The following is a 25,226-nucleotide window of genomic DNA, read 5'->3' on the forward strand; positions in this document are numbered from 1 at the left end:
AGGTTCACCATGGAGCACTGGAAACGCACGATCGAACGGGCCAATCGCTGCTTTATGGCGGGCGAACTGGTTGACGCCCGCGAGGCCTACCTGCAAGCCCTGGCCCTGGCCCAAGTGTTGTTCGAACGCTGGGCGGATGCCGATGAAGCGGTGGCGGCTTGCGTTATCTCCCACCACAACCTGGCAGACCTGCACCTGCGTCTCAACCAGCCAGAGGAAAGCGCGGAATACCTCTGCGCCATTCACCAACGGCTGCTGCAGACCATGCAGGACCCACGGCTCAGTCCGCAGTTGCGTGAGGCAGCGCTGCGCCAGAGCAGCAAAACCTATGTAGAACTGTTGAATTTCATCAGCGATCACGGCGAATACCCGCGCACCCATCGTTTGCTGGGCGGTGCTGCGACGCAACCGACCCCCTCTCAATATGGAGCACATTGATATGACCTACACCCTGCCGGCCTTGCCTTACGCCTTTGATGCGCTTGAACCCCATATCGATGCGCAAACCATGGAGATTCACTACACCAAGCACCACCAGACTTACATCAATAACCTTAATGCTGCGGTCGAGGGCACCGAGTTCGCGGGCTGGCCGGTGGAGAAGCTGGTGTCCAGCGTTGAAAAATTACCGGAGAAATTACGCGCTGCCGTGGTCAACCAAGGAGGCGGTCATGCCAACCACTCGCTGTTCTGGGCGGTCATGTCGCCTACGGGTGGCGGAAAGCCCGAGGGTGTTCTGGGCCAGGCCATCGACGAGCAGCTGGGGGGCTTCGACAGCTTCAAGGACGCTTTTACCAAGGCGGCGTTGACCCGTTTCGGCAGCGGCTGGGCCTGGTTGAGTGTGACCCCGCAAAGGACCTTGGTGGTAGAAAGCAGCGGTAACCAGGACAGCCCGTTGATGAGCGGAAATACGCCTATCCTCGGCCTGGACGTCTGGGAGCATGCCTACTACCTGCTGTATCAAAACCGACGACCGGAGTACATCAATGCATTCTATAGCGTCATCAACTGGCCCGAGGTTGCCGCACGCTACCAGGCTGCATTGGCCTGATATTCACTCCATCACAAGATCTAAGGCCGACCATGGGCACTGAAACACTGGCGATCAGCAGCGTGCGATTATTTCGCTACGCGTTTGGCTCCCTGCTTCTATTAGTCGGTACGGCATTACTGGTGGCTCATGGCCTGGCCTGGCTCGATTTGGAGCCGCGCATCTTGCGTGCGTTGCAGGGCGGGGCCATCTGCGCACTCGGCACCGCGTTGGGCGCGGTGCCGGTGCTGGTGATTCGCCGGATGCCGGCGGCATTGAGCGACACCTTGCTGGGGTTTGGTGCGGGGGTGATGCTGGCGGCGACCGCCTTTTCGCTGGTGGTGCCAGGGATTGCCGCCGCAGAGAACCTGGGGCTCTCGCCCTGGGGCGCAGGAGGCTTGATCAGCTTCGGCATCATGCTCGGTGCGTTCGCGTTGTATCTGGTGGACCTCAAGGTCTCAGGCGCGAGCCCGGAAATGCTGGTGGGTACGCCGGATAAGCCGGTTATCCCACCACGCATCTGGCTCTTTGTGTTCGCAATCATTGCCCACAACATCCCGGAAGGCATGGCCGTGGGTGTTTCTGCCGGCGGCGGCATGGCGGATGCCGACAGCCTCGCCATGGGCATTGCCCTGCAGGACGTACCGGAAGGCCTGGTGATTGCGCTGGTATTGGCAGGGGCGGGAATGTCGCGGGTCAAGGCGTTTCTGATCGGCGCAGCGTCGGGATTGGTAGAGCCGGTATTTGCAGTGCTCTGTGCGTGGTTGGTGAGCCTTGCCGAAGTGCTGCTGCCCTTGGGCCTGGCACTCGCTGCGGGGGCGATGCTGCTGGTGGTGACCCATGAGGTCATCCCTGAGTCACGCCGCAACGGTCACGACAAGCTCGCCAGCCTGGGATTGTGCATCGGGTTTTGCTTGATGATGGTGATGGATACGGCGTTGGGATAGCAGGAGCGAGCCAGTTCGCTCCCGCAAGAGGAAGTCGTTATTCACCCTCGTCGAAGTAGTTGTTGATCAGCGCGACTAACGCGTCCATCGCTTCCTGGTCTTGTTCACCCTCGGTTTTCAGATGGATTTTGGTGCCCTTGCCTGCGGCGAGCATCATCATTGCCATGATGCTCTTGCCGTCTACCATCGATTCAGGATCACGCCCGGCGCGGATCTGGCAGGGGAACTGCCCGGCAACACCGACAAACTTGGCTGATGCGCGGGCGTGCAAGCCCAGCTTGTTGATGATTTCAATTTCCCGAGCCGGCATCGCAGTGGTGTTCCTTTCAGCTAAGGTCGCGGTGGCGAACCTGGACGTTCTTGAGGGTTTGTTGCAGCACCTGGCCCAGTCGCTCCGTCAGGTAGACGGAACGGTGGTGGCCGCCGGTGCAGCCGATGGCAATGGTGACATAGGCGCGGTTGCTGGCAGCAAAGCGCGGCAACCATTTGAGCAGGTAGGTGGAGATATCCTGGAACATCTCTTCCACATCCGGTTGTGCCGCCAGGTAGTCGATCACGGGTTGGTCAAGCCCGGACTGATCGCGCAACTCCGGTTTCCAATAGGGATTGGGCAGGCAGCGCACGTCGAACACCAGGTCGGCGTCCACCGGCATGCCGCGCTTGAAGCCAAACGACTCGACCAGGAACGCAGTGCCAGGCTCCGGCTGGTTCAGCAATCGCAGCTTGATCGCATCGCGCAGTTGGTACAGGTTCAGGTTGGTGGTGTTGATCTTGAGGTCGGCCAGATCGATGATCGGCCCCAGCAGTTTGGTTTCGTCCTCGATGGCTTCGGCCAGGGAACGGTTGGCGCTGCTGAGCGGGTGGCGTCGACGGGTTTCGGAGAACCGCTTGAGCAGGGTTTCCTCGTCGGCGTCCAGATACAGCACGTCGCAATGAATATGCTTGGCGCGCACCTCCTCGAGCAGTTCGGGGAACCGTGAGAGGTGGCTGGGCAGGTTGCGCGCGTCGATCGACACGGCGACCAGCGGTTGCGCCAGTTCGGTGTGGATCAGGGCGCGTTCCGCCAATTCCGGCAGCAAGCCGGCGGGCAGGTTGTCGATGCAATAGAAGCCGCTGTCTTCAAGAACGTTAAGCGCAGTGCTCTTACCCGAGCCGGAACGGCCGCTGACGATGATCAAACGCATGATTACTGCCCGTTTTGCTCATCAAGGACGACCTGATACAGCGCCTCGTTACTGCTGGCGCTGCGCAATTTTTCGCGCACTTCCTTGCGGTCGAGCATGCTGGCGATCTGCCGAAGCAGCTCCAGGTGCGCATCGGTGGCGGCTTGTGGGACCAGCAGAACGAACAGCAGGTCGACCGGGGCGCCGTCGATGGCATCGAAATCGATAGGGTGATCCAGGTGCAGCAAAGCGCTGACCGGTGTTTCGCAGCCTTTGAGGCGGCAGTGGGGGATGGCGATGCCGTTGCCAAAACCGGTCGAACCGAGTTTTTCACGGGCAATCAGCGCCTCGAATACATCTTGCATCTCCAGTTCAGGCACTTGGCTGCTGATCAGGTTGGCAATTTGCTCGAGGGCTTTCTTCTTGCTGCCGCCCGGCACGTTCACGAGCGAACGGCCGGGGGTCAGGATGGTTTGAAGTTGGATCATGGGGGAGGGTTAACGACCTGTACCTTGCATCAGGTGCAGATTCTTTTCCTTATGCTTTTTGAGTTGGCGGTCAAGCTTGTCGGTGAGCAAGTCGATCGATGCATACATGTCTTCATGCTCGGCATTAGCAACCACTTCGCCACCGGGTATCTGCAGGGTCGCTTCGATTTTCTGCTGAAGCTTGTCGACCTTCATGATGACCTGCACGTTGGTGATCTTGTCGAAATGTCCTTCAAGCTTCTTCAGCTTCAGTTCGACGTATTCGCGCATTGGAGGGGTGACTTCTACATGGTGTCCACTGATGTTGACTTGCATACAGCTTCTCCTTCGTTGCCAGTGCATAAAGCGGCAGGCGAAAAGCGCCTGCCACTGGAACGCTATGCCCCGCCCGTCACATCAAACGCTTACGCTCGCTGGAAGGCGCGATCCCGAGGGACTCGCGGTACTTGGCGACGGTTCGACGGGCGACCTGAATGCCTTGTGCCTCCAGTAAACCAGCGATCTTGCTGTCACTCAACGGCTTTTTCTGATTTTCCGCGGCAACCAGTTTTTTGATGATCGCGCGGATCGCCGTGGACGAGCATTCGCCGCCTTCGGAGGTGCTTACGTGGCTGGAGAAAAAGTATTTCAGCTCATATATACCCCGTGGGGTATGCATGAATTTTTGCGTGGTCACCCGTGAAATCGTCGATTCATGCATGCCGACCGCCTCGGCGATGTCATGCAGCACCAGCGGTTTCATGGCTTCGTCACCATATTCCAGGAAGCCGCGCTGGTGCTCGACGATCTGGGTGGCGACTTTCATCAGGGTTTCGTTGCGGCTTTGCAGGCTCTTGATGAACCAGCGCGCTTCCTGCAACTGGTTGCGCATGAAGGTGTTGTCGGCGCTGGTATCGGCGCGGCGCACGAAACCGGCGTATTGCGGGTTGACCCGCAGGCGTGGCACCGACTCCTGATTCAATTCCACCAGCCAGCGCTCGTTGTCCTTGCGCACGATCACGTCAGGTACGACGTACTCGGCTTCGCTGGACTCGATCTGCGAGCCCGGGCGCGGGTTGAGGCTCTGCACCAGCTCGATGACCTGGCGCAGTTCGTCTTCCTTGAGCTTCATCCGACGCATCAGTTGGCTGTAGTCGCGGCTGCCCAGCAGGTCGATGTAGTCGCTGACCAGGCGCTTGGCTTCAGCCAGCCAGGGCGTCTTGGTCGGCAGTTGGCGCAGTTGCAGCAACAGGCACTCGCTGAGCGTGCGGGCGCCAATCCCGGCGGGCTCGAATTGCTGGATGCGGTGCAGGACGGCTTCGATCTCGTCCAGCTCGATATCCAGCTCCGGGTCGAACGCCTCAAGAATTTCTTCCAGCGTCTCGTCCAGGTAACCCTGGTTATTAATGCAATCGATCAGGGTGACGGCGATCAGGCGATCGGTGTCGGACATCGGCGCCAGATTCAGTTGCCACAACAGATGACTCTGCAGGCTCTCGCCGACGGACGTGCGGGTAGTGAAGTCCCACTCGTCATCATCGTTGCTGGGCAGGCTGCTGGCGCTGGTCTGGTAGACGTCTTCCCAGGCCGTATCCACCGGAAGCTCGTTGGGAATGCGTTCGTTCCATTCGCCGTCCTCGAGGTTGTCCACCGTCGGCGCGGTTTCCTGGTAGGACGGTTCCTGTACGTCGGGATTGGGCTTTTGCTCGATGTTATCGGCCAAAGGATCCGTGTTGTCGAAGTCGTCGCCTTCTTCCTGGCGTTCGAGCATCGGATTGGACTCCAGGGCCTCCTGGATTTCCTGTTGCAGGTCCAGGGTCGACAATTGGAGCAGGCGGATGGCCTGTTGCAGCTGCGGTGTCATCGTCAGCTGCTGGCCCATTCTCAGGACTAGCGATGGTTTCATGGCAGGGGCTTAACACCTTATTCGCCGGCGCAATGCGCCATCCACGACAGGGCGCGTGAGCGCCAAACATAAGCAAATTATATGCCTGATATCGGGGCCTTTGCCTAGAGCGCGGTGACAATAAAAAAACCGAGGTTTTCATTGACTCGCTCGCACTCTCGCGAATGGCCCGATAGCACCGTGTTTACAGGCGGAACTCGTGACCCAGGTAAACTTCTTTCACCAGTTCGTTGGCCAGGATCGTCGCGGAATCACCTTCGGCGATCAGTTGCCCATCGTTGACGATGTAAGCGGTTTCGCAGATATCCAGGGTTTCACGCACGTTGTGGTCGGTGATCAGCACACCGATGCCCTTGGCCTTGAGGTGATGAATGATCTGCTTGATATCGCCTACCGAAATCGGGTCAACGCCGGCAAACGGTTCGTCCAGCAGGATGAACTTGGGGGCGGTGGCCAGTGCGCGGGCAATCTCCACGCGTCGGCGCTCACCACCGGACAGGCTCATGCCAAGGTTGTCGCGAATGTGGTTTATGTGGAATTCCTGCAGCAGGCTTTCCAGCTCCTGGCGGCGGCCGTCGCGGTCGAGTTCCCTGCGGGTCTCGAGGATCGCCATGATGTTGTCTGCTACCGACAGTTTGCGGAAGATCGACGCCTCCTGGGGAAGATAGCCGATACCTGCGCGCGCACGGCCGTGCATTGGCTGGTGGCTGACGTCCAGGTCGTCGATCAATACGCGTCCCTGGTCCGCCTGGACCAGCCCGACGATCATATAGAAGCAGGTGGTCTTGCCGGCGCCGTTGGGGCCGAGCAAGCCGACGATCTGGCCGCTGTCGATTGACAGGCTGACGTCGCGCACGACCTGACGGCTTTTATAGGCCTTGGCCAGATGCTGGGCTTTCAGGGTTGCCATTACTCGGCCTTCTTCTTCGGCTGGATAACCATGTCGATGCGTGGGCGTGGCGCGCTGAGCTTGCTGCCCGTAGCGCGGCCTGCATTGGCGACCTGTTTCACGGTGTCATAGGTGATTTTCTCGCCTTCCGTGGAGTTGCCGTCGGGGCTGAGCACCTTGGCCTGGTCGATCAGCACGATGCGGTTTTGCTGGGCGTGATACTGGATGGTCTTGCCATAACCCTTCATCGGGCCGGTATCGGTAGCCGACTGCTTCTGTTCGAAGTAAGCCAGGTTACCCACCGAAGTCACCACGTCGATGTCGCCGGACTGCGTGCGAGTCAGAGTCACCGTATTGCCGGTGATCTTCATCGAGCCCTGGGTGATGATCACACCACCGGTGTAGGTCGCGACGCCTTGTTTGTCATCCAGCTGCGCATCGTCAGCCGAGATGTGGATCGGTTGCTGGCTATCGTTCGGCAGAGCCCAGGCGCTCACGCTTCCCAGTGCTGCGCCCAGACCGAGCAAAATAGGGAGGGTTTTAACGAGCCTCATACTGTCCTCTTACGTTCGATAGCAGGTGTATCCTGCTTTCTTTCAAATACGCTTTCATTCCCTTGCCAGTCGATACACCGCCAGCGCCGTCGATTCTAACGTCTTGCTCGGTCTGCGCATATTGCTGTTGTGGGAATACCGTCATGCGACTGCTGGTAATGATGGTGTCACGGTTCTGCGCGTCTGTACGTGCGACGCGTACCGAGTCGATCAGTTCGATTTGAGTGCCGTCCGGATTGACCTCGCCACGCAGGCTGGTGACATGCCACGGCAGTTCGGTGCCCCGGTAGAGGTTCAGGTCCGGATTGGTCAGCAGGCTGACTTCCGAGGCTTTCAAGCGCTCGACCTTGTCGGAGGCCAGCACGTACTGCACCTTGCCATCGGGCAGGAACTGCACGGTGTGGGTGTTGGTGGCAAAGTTATCGATGATGCTTTCGTCAACCTGCACGACAGGTTTGTCGAGAAAGCGCTCCGGGCTGATATTCCAGTAGCCCACCGCGAGGAACAGCGCGGCGATGACCCCGAATAACAGGAAGTTGCGAATCTTTTTGCTCAGCATATAAGGCTCTATAGGTAGGCGGCGTGGGCCGCTTCAAGACTGCCCTGGGCACGCAGGATCAATTCGCAGAACTCGCGGGCGGCCCCCTCGCCGCCACGGGCGGTGGTAATGCCATGGGCGTGTTCACGCACAAACGCTGCGGCGTTGGCGACGGCCATGCCCAGGCCGACCCGGCGGATCACCGGCAGGTCAGGCAGGTCGTCACCCAGATAGGCGACCTGCTCATAGCTTAGGTTGAGTTGGCCAAGAAGCTCGTCCAGCACCACCAGTTTATCCTCGCGGCCCTGATACAGGTGAGCAATCCCCAGGTTTTGTGCGCGGCGTTCCACAACGGGAGTCTTTCGACCACTGATAATGGCGGTTTGCACGCCTGCGGCCATCAACATCTTGATGCCTTGGCCGTCGAGCGTGTTGAACGTCTTGAATTCGCTGCCATCTTCGAGAAAGTACAGGCGGCCATCGGTCAGCACGCCATCGACGTCGAATATCGCCAACTTGATGTTTTTACCGCGTTGCAGCAGGTCGCTGGTCATTTACATCACTCCCGCACGTAACAAGTCGTGCATGTTCAGGGCGCCGATCGGGCGGTCATTGTCATCGACCACTACCAGCGCCCCGATCTTGTGGTCTTCCATGATCTTCAGGGCTTCGGCTGCAAGCATCTCGGGGCGAGCGGTCTTGCCGTGGGGCGTCATCACGGCATCGATGGTCGCGGTGTGGATGTCGATGGTACGGTCCAGGGTACGACGCAAATCGCCGTCGGTGAACACGCCGGCCAGTCGCCCGTCGGCTTCCAGGATCACGGTCATGCCCAGGCCCTTGCGGGTCATTTCCATCAACGCATCCTTGAGCAGGGTGCCGCGTTGGACATGGGGCAATTCATCGCCCGCATGCATGACGTTTTCCACTTTCAGCAGCAAGCGACGGCCCAGGGCGCCACCGGGGTGGGAAAAGGCGAAATCTTCAGCCGTGAACCCGCGAGCTTCCAGCAATGCCACCGCCAGGGCGTCGCCCATGACCAGTGCCGCGGTCGTGGAGGACGTGGGCGCCAGGTTCAGCGGGCAGGCTTCATGGGCGACATGAACGTTCAAGTTCACTTCGGCAGCCTTGGCCAGCGTTGATTCCGGGTTGCCAGTGACGCTGATCAGCTTGATGCCCAAGCGCTTGATCAGCGGCAGCAGGGTCACGATTTCGTTGGTGGTGCCCGAGTTGGACAGGGCCAGAATCACGTCATCCCGGGTAATCATGCCCATATCACCATGGCTGGCTTCGGCCGGGTGCACGAAGAACGCCGTGGTGCCGGTGCTTGCCAGCGTCGCGGCGATCTTGTTGCCGATGTGGCCGGACTTGCCCATCCCAACCACGACAACGCGGCCTTTGCTGGCCAGAATCATCTCGCAGGCGCGCACGAAATCTGCGTCGATATGGGCCAGCAAACCTTCTACGGCTTCCAGCTCGAGGCGGATGGTGCGTTGTGCGGATTGAACAAGGTCGCTGGATTGGCTCATGTCTGAAATCGTATAGCCTGACGAAAAGTCGGCGATTATAGCGGTAATGATCAATTCCCTCACACAAGTTCGTCAGGCTTTATTCCGAAGGTCTCCCGGATTCGTCTCAATATCACAGCCCGCTACGTTTTTTCTCTGTCCTGAATCTGAACAAGCACTGTTCCGGCCTTGGGGGCTCTGCACCAGCAGTGATATAGTTCGCGGCCAGTTCGGTCCGCCCAACCCATGGCGCAAACATTTGCGCACTCGCGGCAAACGAAAGTCGCATGCATGGTGTCTGAGTGAAAGGCTGCATCCCAAGGAGATTAGATGAGTGCCGATAACGCCTACGCGGTCGAGCTGAAGGGCCTTTCCTTCAAGCGCGGTACGCGCAGCATCTTCAATAACGTCGATATTCGCATTCCTCGCGGAAAAGTCACGGGCATCATGGGGCCTTCCGGTTGCGGCAAGACCACCTTGTTGCGCCTGATGGGCATGCAATTGCGCCCCAGTGCCGGCGAAGTATGGGTCAACGGCCAGAACCTGCCGACACTGTCGCGCAGTGATCTGTTCGACGCGCGCAAGCACATGGGGGTTCTGTTCCAGAGCGGCGCGCTGTTTACCGATCTCGATGTGTTCGAAAACGTAGCCTTCCCGCTGCGGGTGCATACCCAGCTGTCCGATGAGATGATTCGCGACATTGTGCTGCTGAAACTGCAGGCCGTAGGGCTTCGCGGGGCCATCGACCTGATGCCTGACGAATTGTCCGGCGGCATGAAGCGCCGTGTCGCGCTGGCGCGAGCCATCGCACTGGACCCGCAGATCCTCATGTATGACGAGCCTTTCGTGGGCCAGGACCCGATCGCCATGGGCGTGCTGGTGCGCCTGATCCGCCTGCTCAACGACGCACTGGGTATCACCAGCATCGTGGTGTCCCACGACCTGGCCGAAACCGCAAGCATCGCCGACTACCTCTATGTCGTGGGTGATGGCCAGGTGCTGGGGCAGGGTACGCCGGAAGAACTGATGAACGCCGATAACCCGCGCATTCGCCAATTCATGACCGGCGATCCCGACGGCCCGGTGCCTTTTCACTTTCCGGCAGCGGACTACCGCGCAGATCTTCTGGGGAAGCGCTGATGCGCAAAACATCTTTTATCGAAAAGGTTCGCCTTTTCGGTCGCTCGGGCATCGACATCGTCGAAGTCCTCGGGCGTTCGACTATATTCCTGTTCCACGCCTTGCTTGGCCGCGGCGGTATCGGCGGCGGCTTTGGCTTGCTGCTCAAGCAACTGCATGCGGTCGGCGTGATGTCCCTGGTGATCATCGTGGTCTCCGGGGTGTTCATCGGCATGGTGCTGGCGCTGCAAGGCTTCAATATTCTGTCCAGCTACGGTTCCGAGCAGGCGGTAGGGCAGATGGTCGCCCTGACACTGTTGCGTGAGCTGGGGCCGGTGGTCACCGCCTTGTTGTTCGCCGGGCGTGCCGGTTCGGCGCTGACCGCCGAAATCGGCAACATGAAGTCCACCGAGCAACTGTCCAGCCTGGAAATGATCGGCGTGGACCCGCTCAAGTACATTGTTGCCCCGCGCCTGTGGGCCGGCTTCATTTCCCTGCCGCTGCTGGCGATGATTTTCAGCGTGGTCGGGATCTGGGGCGGTTCGTGGGTGGCGGTGGACTGGTTGGGCGTCTATGACGGTTCCTACTGGGCCAACATGCAAAACAGCGTGACCTTCACGGGCGACGTGCTCAACGGCATCATAAAGAGCATCGTCTTCGCCTTTGTAGTGACCTGGATCGCCGTATTCCAAGGCTATGACTGTGAGCCCACTTCAGAAGGGATCAGTCGCGCCACCACCAAGACCGTTGTGTACGCCTCGCTGGCGGTACTGGGCCTTGACTTCATTTTGACCGCCTTGATGTTTGGAGATTTCTGATGCAAAACCGCACTGTGGAAATCGGTGTCGGCCTTTTCTTGCTGGCTGGCATCCTGGCTTTACTGTTGCTGGCCCTGCGGGTCAGTGGCCTGTCGGCCAGCCCCACCGCCGACACTTATAAACTTTATGCGTACTTCGACAATATTGCCGGTTTGACGGTCAGAGCTAAAGTGACCATGGCCGGCGTGACCGTCGGCAAGGTCACGGCAATCGATCTGGATCGCGACAGCTTCACCGGGCGAGTGACGATGCAACTGGACAAGAAGGTGGATAATCTGCCGACTGACTCCACCGCATCTATCCTCACTGCAGGTCTGCTGGGCGAGAAGTACATCGGTCTCAGCGTTGGCGGGGAAACAGCCCTGCTCAAGGATGGCTCGACAATCCACGACACACAGTCGTCGTTGGTACTTGAAGACTTGATCGGTAAATTCCTGCTCAACACGGTCAATAAAGACGCCAAATGAGGAATCTGTTCATGATCTCTACCTTGCGACGCGGCCTTCTGGTGCTGCTTGCAGCGCTGCCATTGATGGCCAACGCAGCCGGTTCCGCCCACGAACTGGTGCAGGACACGACCAACAAAATGCTGGCTGATCTGTCGGCCAACAAGGAAAAGTACAAACAGGACCCGAGCCAGTTCTACAACGCGCTCAACAGCATTGTCGGTCCGGTGGTGGATGCCGAAGGCATTTCCCGCAGCATCATGACCGTCAAGTATTCGCGTAAGGCTACACCTGCGCAGATGCAGCGTTTCCAGGAAAACTTCAAGCGCGGCTTGTTCCAGTTCTACGGCAACGCCTTGCTTGAATACAACAACCAGGGCATCACCGTGGCTCCGGCCGGTGATGAGTCGGGTGATCGCACCAGCGTCAACATGACCGTCAAGGGTAACAATGGCGCCGTGTACCCTGTGCAGTACACCCTGGAGAAGGTCAACGGCGAGTGGAAGCTGCGCAACGTGATCATCAACGGCATCAATATCGGCAAGCTGTTCCGCGACCAGTTCGCTGACGCGATGCAGCGCAATGGCAACAACCTGGACAAAACCATCGATGGTTGGGCCGGAGAAGTGGCCAAGGCCAAGGAAACTTCCGATAAGGAAGCCGGGAAGCCAGCGCAATGACCGAGTCGGCTGTTCGTATCGGCGACGCCGGCGAGCTGTTCCTCAGCGGCGTGCTGGACTACCGCACCGGGCCTGACCTGCGCAAGCAGGGCCAGGCACTGATCAAGGCCAGCAGCGCGCCTGCGCTGGTGGTCGATTGCTCGGCGGTGACCAAGTCCAGCAGTGTCGGGCTGTCGTTGCTGCTGTGCTTTATGCGCGATGCGCAAGCGGCAAAAAAGCCACTCAGCATCCGTGCATTGCCTGAAGACATGCGCGAGATTGCCGAGGTTTCCGGCTTGACCGAGCTGTTGGCACACCCTTAATACACATTTATCACGAAAGCCCCCCGTCAGAGTCCTGCTATGCGGGGTTCGCAGGCGCGGGGCTTTTTTGTATGATGTGCGACCCGTGCGCACTGGGCGCCGATAGAGGTTGAGCATGCAGGCCCTAGAAGTTAAGAGCTTCCTTGAAGGAAAGCTGCCGGAAACGACTGTTGAAGTTGAAGGCGAAGGCTGCAATTTCCAGCTGAACGTGATTAGCGATGGACTGGCGGCATTGAGCCCGGTCAAGCGTCAGCAGCAGATCTATGCCCATTTGAACCCATGGATCACCGATGGCAGCATCCATGCGGTCACTATGAAATTTTTCAGCCGCGCGGCCTGGGCCGAGCGCACCTGAGCCCTCAAGGCGTCGAGATTCTTATGGATAAATTGATTATTACCGGTGGTGCCCGCCTTGATGGCGAGATCCGCATTTCCGGTGCGAAAAACTCCGCCTTGCCGATCCTGGCGGCGACCCTGCTGTGCGACGGCCCTGTGACTGTGGCCAACCTGCCGCACCTGCACGACATCACCACCATGATCGAGCTGTTCGGTCGCATGGGTATCGAGCCGGTGATCGACGAGAAATTGTCCGTCGAAATCGACCCTCGTACCATCAAGACGCTGATCGCCCCGTACGAACTGGTGAAAACCATGCGTGCGTCGATTCTGGTGCTCGGCCCGATGGTCGCGCGTTTCGGTGAAGCCGAAGTGGCCCTGCCTGGCGGTTGCGCCATTGGCTCGCGTCCGGTCGACCTGCACATCCGTGGCCTGGAAGCCATGGGCGCGATCATCGACGTCGAAGGCGGCTACATCAAGGCCAAGGCGCCGGAAGGCGGCCTGCGTGGCGCGAATTTCTTCTTTGATACCGTCAGCGTGACCGGTACCGAGAACATCATGATGGCCGCTGCCCTGGCCAATGGCCGCAGCGTCCTGCAAAACGCCGCGCGCGAGCCGGAGGTGGTCGACCTGGCCAACTTCCTCAACGCCATGGGCGCGAAGGTTTCCGGCGCCGGCACCGACACCATCACTATTGATGGTGTAGAGCGTCTGCACACCGCCACCTACAAAGTCATGCCTGACCGCATCGAGACCGGCACGTACCTGGTTGCCGCTGCCGTGACCGGTGGCCGCGTGAAGGTCAAGGACACCGATCCGACCATCCTCGAAGCCGTCCTGGAAAAACTCAAGGAAGCCGGCGCTGAAATCACCACCGGTGAAGACTGGATCGAGCTGAACATGCACGGCAAGCGGCCAAAAGCCGTCAATGTGCGTACGGCCCCGTACCCGGCATTCCCGACCGACATGCAGGCGCAGTTCATTTCCTTGAACGCGATCGCTGAAGGCACCGGCGCCGTGATCGAGACCATCTTCGAAAACCGCTTCATGCATGTGTACGAACTGCACCGCATGGGCGCCAAGATCCAGGTCGAGGGCAACACTGCCATCGTCACCGGCATCGACAAGCTCAAGGGCGCGCCAGTGATGGCAACCGACCTGCGTGCTTCGGCCAGCCTGGTCATCTCGGCACTGTGCGCCGAAGGCGATACCCTGATCGACCGCATCTACCACATAGACCGTGGCTATGAGTGCATCGAAGAAAAGCTGCAGATGCTCGGCGCTAAAATCCGCCGCGTCCCGGGCTAAACCCCTGCTGCACTGTAGGAGCGAGCTTGCTCGCGAAAAACTCATGTACACCGCGTTGACTCTGAGTGAACGCGTTATCGTTGACGTTCTTCGCGAGCAAGCTCGCTCCTACACACACACTGGTTTGTTTCAAGTCGAGGCTGTAACGGCCTCGATCTGTGTCTGGCGCCATTTGCGACCGGACAGCAATAGCCTGATGAAGGACTGACATTTCCCATGTTGACCATCGCACTGTCCAAGGGCCGCATCCTTGACGACACGTTGCCGCTTCTGGCTGAAGCGGGCATCGTGCCGACCGAGAATCCGGACAAGAGCCGCAAGCTGATCATCCCCACGACCCAGGACGACGTGCGTCTGCTGATCGTGCGGGCTACCGACGTGCCGACCTATGTTGAACATGGCGCCGCCGACCTGGGTGTCGCCGGCAAGGATGTGCTGATGGAATACGGTGGCCAGGGTCTCTACGAGCCATTGGACCTTCGTATCGCCCTGTGCAAACTGATGACCGCCGGCCGTGTCGGCGACGTCGAACCCAAGGGCCGCCTGCGCGTGGCGACCAAGTTCGTCAACGTCGCCAAGCGCTACTACGCCGAACAAGGCCGTCAAGTCGATATCATCAAGCTCTACGGCTCGATGGAGCTGGCGCCGCTGATCGGCCTGGCCGACAAGATCATCGACGTGGTCGACACCGGCAACACCCTGCGCGCCAACGGTCTCGAACCCCAGGATTTCATTGCCGACATCAGCTCGCGCCTGATCGTCAACAAAGCATCGATGAAGATGCAGCACGCCCGTATCCAGGCGTTGATCGACACCCTGCGCAAGGCAGTGGAGTCTCGACACCGCGGTTGACTAACCCGCGTAGCCCAAAGACTGCGCCCGTCTATCCGCCTCATAGCCAGAATTCTCAGGTGCCCAAGCGGAAACGACTGCTAGTTTAGGGCACCTGAGTTTTTGCCAATTCTATTGAGGCCCTCGCTATGACCACGTCCACTGCAATTGCCCGACTCAACGCTGCCGACCCGGATTTCGCCCATCATCTGGATCATCTGCTGAGCTGGGAAAGCGTGTCCGACGACTCGGTCAACCAGCGAGTGCTCGACATCATCAAGGCCGTGCGCGAGCGCGGCGATGCTGCACTGGTGGACTTCACCCGTCAGTTCGACGGCCTGGACGTCAAGTCCATGGCCGACCTGATCCTGCCCCGTGAACGCCTGGAACTGGCCCTGACGCGTATCACCGCGCCCCAGCGTGAAGCGTTGGAAGTGGCGGCGGCGCGGGTGCGCAGCTATCACGAAAAACAGAAGCAGGACTCCTGGAGCTACACCGAGGCCGACGGCACCGTGCTGGGCCAGAAGGTCACGCCGCTGGACCGCGCCGGCCTGTATGTGCCGGGCGGTAAAGCCTCGTACCCGTCGTCGGTATTGATGAACGCGATCCCGGCCAAAGTGGCGGGCGTGACCGAGGTGGTCATGGTGGTGCCGACCCCCCGTGGCGAACTCAACGAACTGGTATTGGCCGCCGCTTGCATCGCCGGCGTCGACCGCGTGTTCACCATCGGCGGCGCCCAGGCAGTGGCTGCCCTGGCCTATGGTACTGAAAGCGTGCCGAAGGTCGACAAAGTGGTGGGGCCGGGCAATATCTACGTCGCCACCGCCAAGCGCCATGTATTCGGCCAGGTCGGTATCGACATGATCGCCGGGCCTTCGGAGATCCTCGTGGTGTGTGACGGCCAGACCGACCCGGACTGGATCGCCATGGACCTGTTCTCCCAGGCCGAGCACGACGAAGACGCCCAGGCGATCCTGGTCAGCCCCGACGCCGACTTCCTCGACCAGGTTGCCGCCAGCATCGACAAGCTGTTGCCGACCATGGAGCGCGCCGAGATCATCGAGAAATCGATCAATGGCCGCGGCGCGTTGATTCTGGTGAGCGACATGGAGCAAGCCATCGAAGTGGCCAACCGTATCGCGCCGGAGCACCTTGAGCTGTCCGTGGCGGACCCACAGGCCTGGCTGCCGTTGATTCGTCACGCCGGCGCGATCTTCATGGGGCGCCACACCAGTGAAGCCCTGGGCGACTACTGCGCAGGCCCTAACCACGTACTGCCGACCTCCGGCACCGCACGTTTTTCGTCGCCGCTGGGGGTGTATGACTTCCAGAAGCGCTCGTCGATCATCTTCTGTTCGCCCCAGGGCGCGTCCGAACTGGGCAAGACCGCCTCGGTGCTGGCCCGTGGCGAATCCCTCAGCGCTCACGCACGTAGCGCCGAATACCGCATCGTCAAGGGAGAGTGAGGCATGAGCAAATTCTGGAGCTCTTTCGTCAAGGACCTCGTGCCTTACGTACCTGGTGAGCAACCGAAGCTGACCAAGCTGGTCAAGCTCAACACCAACGAAAACCCCTACGGCCCATCGCCCAAAGCGCTGGCGGCGATGCAGGCCGAGTTGAACGACAACTTGCGTCTGTACCCGGACCCCAACAGCGATCTGCTCAAACAGGCCGTTGCCGGTTATTACGGGATTGATGCGCGCAAAATATTCCTCGGCAACGGGTCCGACGAAGTCCTGGCACACATCTTTCACGGCTTGTTCCAGCACGACCTGCCGCTGCTGTTCCCGGATATCAGCTACAGCTTCTATCCGGTGTATTGCGGCCTGTATGGCATCACGTTCGACGCGGTGCCATTGGATGAGCAGTTCCGGATTCGCGTGGCTGATTATGCGCGGCCCAACGGCGGGATCATTTTCCCCAACCCGAACGCGCCGACCGGCTGCGTACTGGCGCTGGACGCCGTGGAGCAGATCCTGAAGGCCAGCCCGAACTCGGTGGTGGTGGTCGACGAAGCCTATATTGATTTCGGCGGCGAGACGGCCATCAGCCTGGTGGACCGCTATCCGAACCTGCTGGTGACCCAGACCCTGTCCAAATCGCGCTCACTGGCCGGTTTGCGGGTGGGCCTGGCCGTGGGCCATCCGGACCTTATCGAGGCACTGGAGCGGGTCAAGAACAGTTTCAACTCCTATCCGTTGGATCGGCTGGCAGTCGCTGGCGCAGCCGCCGCTTTCGATGACCGTGAATACTTTGAGAAGACGTGCCGGTGGGTGATCGACAGCCGCGAGAAGCTGGTCGCGCAGCTGCAAGCCAAGGGCTTTGAAGTGCTGCCGTCAGCCGCCAACTTCATCTTCGCTCGTCACCCACGGCACGACGCTACTGGCCTGGCGGCGAAATTGCGTGAACAAGGGGTGATCGTGCGGCACTTCAAGCAGGAGCGGATTGCCCAGTTCCTGCGGATCAGCATCGGCACGTCTGAGCAGAACCAGGCGCTGATCGATGGCCTGGGCGAGCTCTAAGCCACACTGGAGATAAAAATGTGGGAGGGGGCTTGCCCCCGATGGCAGTGTGTCAGCCAATACATCTGTTGACTGACACTCCGCCATCGGGGGCAAGCCCCCTCCCACATTGGGTTCCAGGGTGTTAGTTAGAGCAGCGGTTCATCAGGCTTCTTGTTCTTCCAGCCATCATTGCCCGGCAGCAGCAGGTTCAAACCAATCGCCAGCACCGCACACAGGGCGATGCCCTTGAGGCCGAAATCGTCCGGGCCGGTGCCGGTGCCTACCAGCACACCACCAATCCCGAACACCAGGGTCACCGACACAATCACCAGATTGCGCGCTTCACCCAGGTCGATCCTGTGGCGGATCAGCGTATTCATCCCCACCGCCGCAATCGAGCCGAACAGCAGGCACAGAATCCCGCCCATTACCGGCACCGGAATGCTTTGCAGCAGCGCGCCGAACTTGCCGATGAACGCCAGGCTGATCGCGAATACCGCGGCCCAGGTCATGATTTTCGGGTTGTAGTTCTTGGTCAGCATCACCGCGCCCGTCACTTCGGCGTAGGTGGTATTGGGCGGGCCGCCAAACAGGCCGGCGGCCGTGGTGGCAATCCCGTCACCCAGCAAGGTGCGATGCAGGCCGGGCTTCTTCAGGTAGTCGCGACCGGTCACGCTGCCTACCGCAATCACGCCACCGATATGTTCGATCGCAGGGGCCAGGGCCACCGGCACGATAAACAGGATCGCCTGCCAGTTGAACTCCGGCGCGGTGAAGTGGGGCAGGGCGAACCACGGTGCGGCGGCGATCTTCGCCGTGTCGACCACGCCGAAGTAGAACGACATGGCAAAACCCACCAGCACGCCGGAGATGATCGGCACCAAGCGGAAAATGCCCTTGCCGAACACCGCGACGATCAAGGTGGTCAGCAGTGCCGGCATCGAGATCAGCATCGCCGTCTGGTAGTGGATCAACTCGGCGCCGTCGCCGGACTTGCCCATGGCCATATTGGCGGCAATCGGCGCCATGGCCAGGCCGATGGAAATGATCACCGGGCCGATGACGACCGGCGGCAGCAGTCGGTCGATGAAACCTGTGCCTTTGACCTTCACGGCAAGGCCCAGGAAGGTATAGACGAAACCCGCCGCCATCACCCCGCCCATGGTCGCCGCCAGGCCGAACTGGCCCTTGGCGAGAATGATCGGGGTGATGAACGCAAAGCTCGATGCCAGGAACACCGGCACCTGCCGTCCCGTCACCACCTGGAACAACAACGTGCCCAGGCCTGCGGTGAACAGTGCGACGTTTGGATCAAGACCTGTGATCAGCGGCATCAACACCAGCGCGCCAAATGCTACGAAGAGCATCTGTGCGCCAGACAGGATCTGGCGCCAAAGCGGGTCGTTGAATTCATCCTGCATGGTCACGCGTCCTTCTGCTTGGTGCCGAAGATCTTGTCACCGGCATCGCCCAGGCCCGGGATGATGTAGCCGTGTTCATTCAGGCGTTCGTCGATGGAGGCGGTGTAGATCTGCACGTCAGGGTGCGCTTTCTCGACGGCGGCGATGCCTTCGGGGGCGGCCACCAGCACCATGGCGCGAATGTCGCGGCAGCCGGCTTTTTTCAGCAAATCGATGGTGGCGACCATGGAACTGCCGGTGGCGAGCATCGGGTCGATGATCATTGCCAGGCGCTCGTTGATTTCCGGGACGAGTTTTTCCAGGTAGGTGTGGGCCTGCAAGGTTTCTTCATTGCGGGCCACGCCCACGGCGCTGACCTTGGCGCCCGGGATCAGGCTGAGCACGCCTTCGAGCATGCCGATACCGGCGCGCAGGATCGGGACCACGGTGATTTTCTTACCGGCGATTTTCTCCACTTGTACGGGACCGGCCCAACCGGGGATCTCGTAGGTCTCCAGGGGCAAATCCTTGGTGGCTTCGTAAGTGAGCAGCGCTCCGACTTCCTGAGCAAGCTCACGGAAGTTCTTCGTGCTGATGTCGGCGCGGCGCATAAGGCCGAGTTTGTGTCGGATCAGCGGGTGGCGGATCTCGCGAGTGGGCATGGGAAAGGCTCCGGCGGCGGGCAAAAAAACCGGCCTAGATTAATCTATCCGAGGGTGTTGTCCTATAGACATCAAGTACGTTAGTCCATAAAGGCTTGATTGGAGCGCAGTAGAAGCGTACCTTCGCCCGCTTTTCTTGCCACAGCACCCCCTGGAGAGCGCCATGTCCGCTGATCTCGAGCATATCCGTCAAATCATGCACGAGGCTGACTGCCTGTACACCGAAGCGCAAGTCGAAGCAGCGATTGCCAAGGTCGGCGCGCACATCACCCGCGAAATGGCCGACACCAACCCAGTGGTTTTCTGCGTGATGAACGGTGGCCTGATCTTCGCCGGCAAATTGCTCACCCATCTGCAATTTCCGTTGGAAGCTTCTTACCTGCACGCCACCCGCTATCGCAACGAAACCAGTGGCGGCGATCTGTTCTGGAAAGCCAAGCCGGAAGTGTCATTTATCGACCGTGACGTGCTGATCATCGATGACATCCTCGACGAAGGGCATACCCTGGGCGCGATCATCGACTTCTGCAAACATGCCGGCGCGCGTAAAGTGCACACCGCCGTGTTGATCGACAAAGACCACGATCGCAAGGCGCGCCCCGAGCTGAAAGCCGATTTCGTCGGGCTGCCGTGCATCGACCGCTATATCTTCGGTTATGGCATGGACTATAAGGGCTACTGGCGTAACGCCAATGGCATCTACGCCGTTAAAGGAATGTAATCGATGGCCCGTTTTCTTGATCAGACCTTATTTGCAGAGTTGGCCGAGAAAGCGGGCGACAGCCCCCGTGGCCGGCACCATCACAACTTCCACCAGATGGAAGAGCCGTGTCATCGCCTCGCCGTGGCCCTGCAACCGAGTACCTATGTGCCGCCTCATCGGCACCTGAGCGCGGACAAGGCGGAAACCTTGCTGGTGCTCAAGGGCCGCTTGGGTTTGCTGATATTCAGCGAAACCGGTGAAGTCATCGCCAAGCGCGTCATGCAGGCGGGCGGCGAGTGCGCGGGCGTCGACCTGCCGCCCGGCGTATTCCATGGCCTGGCAGTGCTGGAACCCGATACGGTGATGTTCGAATGCAAGGCCGGGCCTTATCGGCCGGTGGGTGAGGGTGAGCTGGCCACCTGGGCACCGCGCGAAGGCGATGCAGGTGTGGCCGACTACCAACGCTGGATACTTGCGCAGTTCGATTGAACTGACCAAGATCCAAATGTGGGAGGGGGCTTGCCCCCGATGAGGTTGGGTCAGGCACACAGGTATGGGCTGACACACCGCTATCGGGGGCAAGCCCCCTCCCACATTGGCTCTTCAACGCTTTCGAAGCCTGTGCACCACAGGTAGACTTCAAACCCCGTGTCAATGTCTGCAGGCTGGAGTCGGTAATGCGTAAAGATAAAATACAGGTGATCGGTGACGAGATCGGCGACGACCAGATCAAGTTGTTCCTGAACTTCGAACCGGTCGATGCGACTTCTCCGTCCCTGCACAAACTGATCAAGGCCTATCGCGGCCTGCGTATCGACGACTTCGAGCGCTTCCTGGGGTTCTTCAAGGCTGCCGGCCTGGACCTGGACGGCAAGGACGAGCATGGCCAGACCTTTGTCGACCTGATCAAGGACCAGCGCAACGCCGCCGAGTACATCGCGCTGATCGACAACGCGCGCGGCTGATTATCCAAGCCATACAAAAACGCCCCGGCCTCATAAGAGTCCGGGGCGTTTCGCTTTTAACGGTAGGAGCGAGCTTGCTCGCGAAGAACCTGAGAGCGCCGCGTTAATCCACTTGCGCTGCGTTATCGTTGACGTTTTTCGCGAGCGAGCTCGCTCCTACAGGTTCCACCAGCTCCAGGCTGATGTTGTTCTGCGCATTGATCCTGCGATACAGCTCGGCATCCGTCTCCAGCACTTTTTCGCGCGCCGGGAAGATCTCGTGCAGCTTGGTCGCCCATTCACCGTTGGCTTTCTCCGGGAAGCAGCGCTCGATCAAATCCAGCATGATCGACACCGTCACCGAAGCGCCCGGCGAGGCGCCCAACAGCGCCGCCAGCGAACCATCCGCGGCGGCAACCAGCTCGGTGCCGAATTGCAGCACGCCGCCTTTCTTCGGGTCCTTCTTGATGATCTGCACGCGTTGGCCGGCCACTTCCAGGCGCCAGTCTTCGGCTTTCGCTTCGGGGTAGAAGCGGCGCAGGGATTCCAGGCGCTGCTCCATGGACTGGCGCACTTCGCTGACCAGGTACTTGGTCAGGTCCATGTTGTCGCGGGCCACAGCCAGCATCGGACCGATGTTGCCGGCGCGGATCGACATCGGCAGGTCCAGGAACGAGCCGTGCTTGAGGAACTTGGTGGTGAACCCGGCGTAGGGTCCGAACAGCAGCGACTTCTTGCCATCCACCACGCGGGTGTCCAGGTGCGGCACTGACATCGGTGGCGAACCCACGGCCGCCTGGCTATAGACCTTGGCCTGGTGGTGCTTGACCACGTCCGGGTTGTCGCAACGCAGCCACTGGCCGCTGACCGGGAAACCGCCGAAGCCTTTGCTTTCTTCGATGCCCGAAGCCTGCAGCAACGGCAGGGCCGCGCCGCCGGCGCCGAGGAACACGAAGCGGGCGTCCACTTCGCGGCTGTTGCCGCTGTTGACGTCCTTGATGCTGACGGTCCAGCCCGCACCATTGCGCTTGAGGTCGGTGACACGCTTGCAGTACTTGACCTGGGCGTCCGGCGAACTGGTCAGGTGGTTGAGCAGTTGGTTGGTCAGGGCGCCAAAGTTGACGTCAGTGCCATTCATCACGCGGGTGGCGGCGATTTTTTCATCGAGCGGGCGGCCCGGCATCATCAGCGGCATCCACTCGGCCATTTCGCTGCGGTCTTCGGTGTAATGCATGTCCGAAAACGCATGGTGCTGGCTGAGGGTTTCAAAACGCTTCTTGAGGAAGGCAACGCCGTTGTCGCCCTGCACGAAACTCAAGTGCGGGACCGGGCTGATAAAGGACTTGCACGAGCCAAAGGTGCCCTTTTTGGCCAGGTACGCCCAGAACTGTTTCGACACCTCGAACTGGGTGTTGATGTGCACGGCTTTCTTGATGTCGATGGAACCATCGGCGGCCTGCGGCGTGTAGTTCAGCTCACAGAGCCCGGCGTGGCCGGTACCGGCGTTGTTCCACGGGTTGGAACTCTCCGCGGCACCCGAATCCATCAGCTCAACGACTTCCAGCTTGAGGCCGGGGTCGAGCTCTTTGAGCAGTACGGCCAGGGTGGCACTCATGATGCCGGCCCCTACCAGAACTACGTCGACTGCTTCGTTATGCGCCATTTAACGCGTCTCCAAAATCTGCAGCACCAAATTGACGGCATGGCTGCCAGGAGTGACGGGGCGGTTCACGTGTTGCCCCAGGTTACCCATGGCCAGGATCGCCATGTCCGTTTCGCAATTCTTTGCAACTTCAGCGCACGCTTCCTGCCCGGCTAATCTGCCTATGAACGCATTCATGGGCGCCTGTGGCAATTCGACTTATGGTCAAAGCGTGCGATTCGTGCAACCAATCCGTAGCGGACAGGCTCAAGCTCCGCTTATTGAGGAACGCTCGGTCCTGTGTTGGGCTGTTTCAGACGCTGATGGTGCTTGTACAAACGCCAAACTATTCATTTGCTCGCCACACTCTTGTGAAGTTGTGAAAACCCGTTTTTTTCACGCTCTTTTGAAGACGTGAACCTCAAAAAAGGGCTGCCCCAGCCTGGCACCTGGCCCGCGAAACGGGCAAACAACTCAAGTGGCCGAGCGCAATGGCAGCTCTGGCAGATTCGATAAAGACGGGTGGTTTGCACAGGAAACAGCAAGCACGCCAGCTTCACTCGATCTGTGTGGGCGGCTCTCTGTGGGCGATTTGGGGGTTATGCCGAGGCAATAACGATGCTGCGAGGCCCGATCAGGAGACGTCCTTATAATCGGGGGGAGATTGTAGCGAAGAACGCCACGGAAATGGGCGTGTTTTATGACTTTTATTAGTGCGCCGGTCAGGAGGCCAACGCTTGGCGTGATTGTGCGCGTACAAACTGAGGGCTGACCCTGGCGCTGGCCGGCAGCGGACGGTGCATCCAGCCCAGATGCGTTTCCGCGACCTCGACCCAGCCTTCACCGACGGGCGGCAGGCTGCATTGCTTGAACGCCAGGCAATGGCCGTGGGCATCGAGCAGGGCAAAGTGGCGGTGGCGGCTGTGTGACAGGAACAGTGACTTGAGAAGGCGCATGGCTGTGTACCGGTTGCGTTACATGCTTGAAGGTTGTCAGTCTGGCATGACAGGGGAATGACGTTTTGATGGGAAATTGTAATTTGCAGATGCCTTCAGCTGCGGTTCAGGATCGCTGGTGGGTGATGCGCGTGCACCGTTATACTGGCGGCCTGTGTGCGCCTAGTCCTGGAGAAATGAGTATGTTGCAACGCCTGTTGTTCGGTTTGATCACTGTGACCAGTTTGGCTTTGGTTGGCTGCGCCAACAGCCCGCAACAACTCAGCCCGCAACCTAAAGTCACGGCGCAGTTGGCCCCGGTCGGTCACGGCCAGCCCGTATCGGTGCGTGTAGTGGACGGTCGTCCGTCACCGACCCTCGGTTCCCGTGGTGGCCTGTACCCGGAGACCGCGCTGATTTCGGTGACCGGCCAGGACGTGCTGCCCAAGCTGCAGGCCCAGGCTGAAGCTGCTGTGCGCTTGCTGGGCTTTACCCCGACCAATTCGCCAGGCGCACCGCAATTGACCGTGACCCTGGCCGAGCTGAAGTACCAGTCGCCCAAGGAAGGCCTGTATGTGACCGAAGCGTCCATCGGCGCAACTTTCAAGTCCGACGTCAGCGCCGGTACCCGCCGCTACAGCGGCCGCTATGCCGCGTCCCTCAACCAGCGCTTCGGCATGTCGCCGAATCAGGAAACCAACACCAAGCTGGTCAGCGACGTGCTCAGCGATGCCCTGACCCGGCTGTTCAAGGACCCAAGCATCGGCCAGTTGCTCAGCTCGCAATAAGCTGTTCAAAAAAACCGGGCTCATCGGCTGAGCCCGGTTTTTTTATGCCTGTTGCTTTCAGGCGGCGGTATCGACGTAAAAATCCAGCATGCTCACGCCCGTGAGTAAATCCAGCTCCGGCAAGTCGGCATGGGGGTGCCCGGCGAGGGCGCAATAGACCAGCCAATGGCGGTCCTGGACATTGAAGGCAAGGCCGCCGATCAAGGCTTCCTGTTCATCACTCGGGGCGATCAGATACAGCCGATCCTGGTTTTGCGCGTGCAGCATGACAAGCTCCTCAAGCGTCGAAGGGCAACAGAGTGGCCTGTTAAGGTGACGTTCAGGTGACGCTGTAAATTACTGGATACATTAACCGTCGACGGGGAGGGAGCACTAAAGGCGCAGGGAGCCACTATCGTTCAGGTTCGTATCTGGACCGATACCCGAATACGGTCTCGCCGAGGTTCGCGATGGCGCTGCTGATCAATGCGATTGCCCTGATGGTTGCCTGCTGCGGCGCCATACTGCTGTTCTTCACTCGCCTGCTGGCGCAACGGGCGCTGGCCGAACTCACCGCGCAAAGTGAAGAGCGCGCGATTGACCAGCCGATGCTCTTTCTCGACAGGCGCACCGAACGGGCGCATCGCCAGGCTTACCGTGTCGGGTTCGCCTGCTTGGGAGTGGCGCTGGCCATGTCCTGGCTCAGCACTCACTTTTAAGAACACTGGGATTCAAATGTGGGAGGGGGCTTGCCCCCGATTGCAGGGTGTCAGTCAGCCTATCTGTATCTGACCCACCGCTATCGGGGGCAAGCCCCCTCCCACATT

Annotated in this window: 33 protein-coding genes; 18 read left to right on the forward strand and 15 right to left on the reverse strand. The window is 59.8% G+C overall.

The annotated features are described in order from the left end of the window. The first annotated feature begins 9 nt into the window (after positions 1 to 9). From BOP93_RS04350 to BOP93_RS04360, 3 genes are read left to right on the forward strand one after another with little or no spacing between them, the layout of a single operon-like run. On the forward strand, positions 10 to 438 hold the full coding sequence (locus BOP93_RS04350) for a hypothetical protein (RefSeq protein WP_065892644.1): 429 nt from the start codon (positions 10 to 12) through the stop codon (positions 436 to 438). Position 439: 1 nt separating this feature from the next. Then, positions 440 to 1,051: a superoxide dismutase gene (locus BOP93_RS04355; RefSeq protein WP_104501675.1), complete on the forward strand. Its 612-nt coding sequence runs from the start codon at positions 440 to 442 to the stop codon at positions 1,049 to 1,051. 32 nt (positions 1,052 to 1,083) lie between these two features. Continuing rightward, a complete protein-coding gene (locus BOP93_RS04360; RefSeq protein WP_104501676.1) occupies positions 1,084 to 1,977 on the forward strand; it encodes a ZIP family metal transporter in 894 nt (297 codons plus the stop codon). A gap of 37 nt (positions 1,978 to 2,014) precedes the next feature. Here the strand turns inward: BOP93_RS04360 and BOP93_RS04365 are convergent, their stop codons facing one another. The 10 genes from BOP93_RS04365 to BOP93_RS04410 all read right to left on the reverse strand — a co-directional run bounded on the left by BOP93_RS04365 (position 2,015) and on the right by BOP93_RS04410 (position 9,023). Continuing rightward, positions 2,015 to 2,287, reverse strand: coding sequence for an HPr family phosphocarrier protein (locus BOP93_RS04365; protein ID WP_104501677.1), 273 nt, complete (start codon positions 2,285 to 2,287; stop codon positions 2,015 to 2,017). A gap of 16 nt (positions 2,288 to 2,303) precedes the next feature. Continuing rightward, positions 2,304 to 3,161, reverse strand: coding sequence for an RNase adapter RapZ (gene rapZ, locus BOP93_RS04370; RefSeq protein WP_065951618.1), 858 nt, complete (start codon positions 3,159 to 3,161; stop codon positions 2,304 to 2,306). Between the two features lie 2 nt (positions 3,162 to 3,163). Next, positions 3,164 to 3,628, reverse strand: a complete 465-nt coding sequence (gene ptsN / locus BOP93_RS04375; RefSeq protein ID WP_104501678.1) for a PTS IIA-like nitrogen regulatory protein PtsN — start codon at positions 3,626 to 3,628, stop codon at positions 3,164 to 3,166. Between the two features lie 9 nt (positions 3,629 to 3,637). After that, entirely contained in the window at positions 3,638 to 3,943 is a 306-nt protein-coding gene (gene hpf, locus BOP93_RS04380; RefSeq protein WP_065885787.1) for a ribosome hibernation-promoting factor, HPF/YfiA family, read from the reverse strand. Between the two features lie 76 nt (positions 3,944 to 4,019). Next, positions 4,020 to 5,513, reverse strand: coding sequence for an RNA polymerase factor sigma-54 (locus BOP93_RS04385; RefSeq protein ID WP_104501679.1), 1,494 nt, complete (start codon positions 5,511 to 5,513; stop codon positions 4,020 to 4,022). A 184-nt stretch (positions 5,514 to 5,697) separates the two neighbouring features. Continuing rightward, a complete protein-coding gene (lptB, locus tag BOP93_RS04390; RefSeq protein WP_104501680.1) occupies positions 5,698 to 6,423 on the reverse strand; it encodes an LPS export ABC transporter ATP-binding protein in 726 nt (241 codons plus the stop codon). Then, positions 6,423 to 6,956, reverse strand: a complete 534-nt coding sequence (lptA, locus tag BOP93_RS04395; RefSeq protein ID WP_034102200.1) for a lipopolysaccharide transport periplasmic protein LptA — start codon at positions 6,954 to 6,956, stop codon at positions 6,423 to 6,425. The genes lptB and lptA overlap by 1 nt, the downstream gene beginning before the upstream one ends. Further along, positions 6,943 to 7,515, reverse strand: a complete 573-nt coding sequence (gene lptC / locus BOP93_RS04400) for an LPS export ABC transporter periplasmic protein LptC (protein WP_057724575.1) — start codon at positions 7,513 to 7,515, stop codon at positions 6,943 to 6,945. Before lptC ends, lptA begins: the two co-directional genes overlap by 14 nt. 8 nt (positions 7,516 to 7,523) lie before the next feature. Further along, positions 7,524 to 8,048: a KdsC family phosphatase gene (locus BOP93_RS04405; RefSeq protein WP_005784847.1), complete on the reverse strand. Its 525-nt coding sequence runs from the start codon at positions 8,046 to 8,048 to the stop codon at positions 7,524 to 7,526. After that, on the reverse strand, positions 8,049 to 9,023 hold the full coding sequence (locus BOP93_RS04410) for a KpsF/GutQ family sugar-phosphate isomerase (RefSeq protein ID WP_104501681.1): 975 nt from the start codon (positions 9,021 to 9,023) through the stop codon (positions 8,049 to 8,051). A 309-nt stretch (positions 9,024 to 9,332) separates the two neighbouring features. Here BOP93_RS04410 and BOP93_RS04415 point away from each other — a divergent pair, with 309 nt between their 5' ends. The 10 genes from BOP93_RS04415 (at position 9,333) to hisC (ending at position 17,364) form a co-directional block, all read left to right on the forward strand. Next, positions 9,333 to 10,142: an ATP-binding cassette domain-containing protein gene (locus BOP93_RS04415; protein ID WP_057724577.1), complete on the forward strand. Its 810-nt coding sequence runs from the start codon at positions 9,333 to 9,335 to the stop codon at positions 10,140 to 10,142. Continuing rightward, the gene (gene mlaE / locus BOP93_RS04420; RefSeq protein WP_104501682.1) at positions 10,142 to 10,939 is read left to right on the forward strand and encodes a lipid asymmetry maintenance ABC transporter permease subunit MlaE; all 798 of its coding nucleotides are present in this window, start codon (positions 10,142 to 10,144) and stop codon (positions 10,937 to 10,939) included. Before BOP93_RS04415 ends, mlaE begins: the two co-directional genes overlap by 1 nt. Next, complete coding sequence (gene mlaD / locus BOP93_RS04425) at positions 10,939 to 11,406, forward strand: outer membrane lipid asymmetry maintenance protein MlaD (RefSeq protein ID WP_057724579.1); 468 nt, start codon at positions 10,939 to 10,941, stop codon at positions 11,404 to 11,406. Before mlaE ends, mlaD begins: the two co-directional genes overlap by 1 nt. Positions 11,407 to 11,417: 11 nt before the next feature. Next, on the forward strand, positions 11,418 to 12,065 hold the full coding sequence (locus BOP93_RS04430; protein ID WP_104501683.1) for an MlaC/ttg2D family ABC transporter substrate-binding protein: 648 nt from the start codon (positions 11,418 to 11,420) through the stop codon (positions 12,063 to 12,065). Continuing rightward, complete coding sequence (locus BOP93_RS04435; protein WP_104501684.1) at positions 12,062 to 12,367, forward strand: STAS domain-containing protein; 306 nt, start codon at positions 12,062 to 12,064, stop codon at positions 12,365 to 12,367. Before BOP93_RS04430 ends, BOP93_RS04435 begins: the two co-directional genes overlap by 4 nt. 115 nt (positions 12,368 to 12,482) lie before the next feature. Then, the gene (locus BOP93_RS04440; RefSeq protein WP_104501685.1) at positions 12,483 to 12,722 is read left to right on the forward strand and encodes a BolA family protein; all 240 of its coding nucleotides are present in this window, start codon (positions 12,483 to 12,485) and stop codon (positions 12,720 to 12,722) included. A gap of 23 nt (positions 12,723 to 12,745) precedes the next feature. Further along, the gene (gene murA, locus BOP93_RS04445) at positions 12,746 to 14,011 is read left to right on the forward strand and encodes a UDP-N-acetylglucosamine 1-carboxyvinyltransferase (RefSeq protein WP_104501686.1); all 1,266 of its coding nucleotides are present in this window, start codon (positions 12,746 to 12,748) and stop codon (positions 14,009 to 14,011) included. Positions 14,012 to 14,227: 216 nt separating this feature from the next. Then, on the forward strand, positions 14,228 to 14,863 hold the full coding sequence (hisG, locus tag BOP93_RS04450; RefSeq protein ID WP_003188599.1) for an ATP phosphoribosyltransferase: 636 nt from the start codon (positions 14,228 to 14,230) through the stop codon (positions 14,861 to 14,863). A gap of 128 nt (positions 14,864 to 14,991) precedes the next feature. Next, entirely contained in the window at positions 14,992 to 16,308 is a 1,317-nt protein-coding gene (gene hisD, locus BOP93_RS04455) for a histidinol dehydrogenase (RefSeq protein ID WP_104501687.1), read from the forward strand. 3 nt (positions 16,309 to 16,311) lie between these two features. Then, the gene (gene hisC, locus BOP93_RS04460) at positions 16,312 to 17,364 is read left to right on the forward strand and encodes a histidinol-phosphate transaminase (RefSeq protein ID WP_104501688.1); all 1,053 of its coding nucleotides are present in this window, start codon (positions 16,312 to 16,314) and stop codon (positions 17,362 to 17,364) included. A 128-nt stretch (positions 17,365 to 17,492) separates the two neighbouring features. Here the strand turns inward: hisC and BOP93_RS04465 are convergent, their stop codons facing one another. Beyond that, positions 17,493 to 18,767 (reverse strand): uracil-xanthine permease family protein, encoded by a 1,275-nt coding sequence (locus BOP93_RS04465; protein WP_104501689.1) that lies wholly within the window; start codon positions 18,765 to 18,767, stop codon positions 17,493 to 17,495. A 2-nt stretch (positions 18,768 to 18,769) separates the two neighbouring features. Next, complete coding sequence (gene upp / locus BOP93_RS04470) at positions 18,770 to 19,408, reverse strand: uracil phosphoribosyltransferase (protein ID WP_003188608.1); 639 nt, start codon at positions 19,406 to 19,408, stop codon at positions 18,770 to 18,772. Between the two features lie 163 nt (positions 19,409 to 19,571). On the opposite strand from upp, the gene BOP93_RS04475 reads away from it, so the two are divergent. The 3 genes from BOP93_RS04475 (at position 19,572) to BOP93_RS04485 (ending at position 21,076) form a co-directional block, all read left to right on the forward strand. Then, positions 19,572 to 20,129, forward strand: a complete 558-nt coding sequence (locus BOP93_RS04475) for a hypoxanthine-guanine phosphoribosyltransferase (RefSeq protein WP_065885799.1) — start codon at positions 19,572 to 19,574, stop codon at positions 20,127 to 20,129. Positions 20,130 to 20,132: 3 nt separating this feature from the next. Then, on the forward strand, positions 20,133 to 20,600 hold the full coding sequence (locus tag BOP93_RS04480) for a WbuC family cupin fold metalloprotein (RefSeq protein WP_104501690.1): 468 nt from the start codon (positions 20,133 to 20,135) through the stop codon (positions 20,598 to 20,600). Positions 20,601 to 20,788: 188 nt separating this feature from the next. After that, positions 20,789 to 21,076, forward strand: a complete 288-nt coding sequence (locus BOP93_RS04485; RefSeq protein ID WP_065933746.1) for a PA4642 family protein — start codon at positions 20,789 to 20,791, stop codon at positions 21,074 to 21,076. A gap of 103 nt (positions 21,077 to 21,179) precedes the next feature. Here the strand turns inward: BOP93_RS04485 and mqo are convergent, their stop codons facing one another. Together mqo and BOP93_RS04495 are read right to left on the reverse strand one after the other, a co-directional pair. Continuing rightward, positions 21,180 to 22,718 carry a malate dehydrogenase (quinone) gene (gene mqo, locus BOP93_RS04490; RefSeq protein ID WP_104501691.1) on the reverse strand — a complete coding sequence of 513 codons (1,539 nt, stop codon included), beginning with the start codon at positions 22,716 to 22,718 and terminating at the stop codon, positions 21,180 to 21,182. Between the two features lie 701 nt (positions 22,719 to 23,419). After that, positions 23,420 to 23,653, reverse strand: coding sequence for a hypothetical protein (locus tag BOP93_RS04495; RefSeq protein ID WP_065951627.1), 234 nt, complete (start codon positions 23,651 to 23,653; stop codon positions 23,420 to 23,422). A 182-nt stretch (positions 23,654 to 23,835) separates the two neighbouring features. Between BOP93_RS04495 and BOP93_RS04500 the strand changes: the two genes are divergently transcribed. Further along, positions 23,836 to 24,420, forward strand: coding sequence for a YajG family lipoprotein (locus BOP93_RS04500; protein WP_057724591.1), 585 nt, complete (start codon positions 23,836 to 23,838; stop codon positions 24,418 to 24,420). A gap of 57 nt (positions 24,421 to 24,477) precedes the next feature. On the opposite strand, the gene BOP93_RS04505 is transcribed toward BOP93_RS04500, so the two are convergent. Further along, positions 24,478 to 24,687 carry a hypothetical protein gene (locus BOP93_RS04505; protein WP_065885804.1) on the reverse strand — a complete coding sequence of 70 codons (210 nt, stop codon included), beginning with the start codon at positions 24,685 to 24,687 and terminating at the stop codon, positions 24,478 to 24,480. Between the two features lie 182 nt (positions 24,688 to 24,869). Between BOP93_RS04505 and BOP93_RS04510 the strand changes: the two genes are divergently transcribed. After that, on the forward strand, positions 24,870 to 25,118 hold the full coding sequence (locus BOP93_RS04510) for a hypothetical protein (RefSeq protein WP_104501692.1): 249 nt from the start codon (positions 24,870 to 24,872) through the stop codon (positions 25,116 to 25,118). Positions 25,119 to 25,226 lie beyond the last annotated feature (108 nt).

Source organism: Pseudomonas orientalis, from assembly GCF_002934065.1.
GTDB classification, from domain to species: Bacteria; Pseudomonadota; Gammaproteobacteria; order Pseudomonadales; family Pseudomonadaceae; genus Aquipseudomonas; species Aquipseudomonas orientalis_A.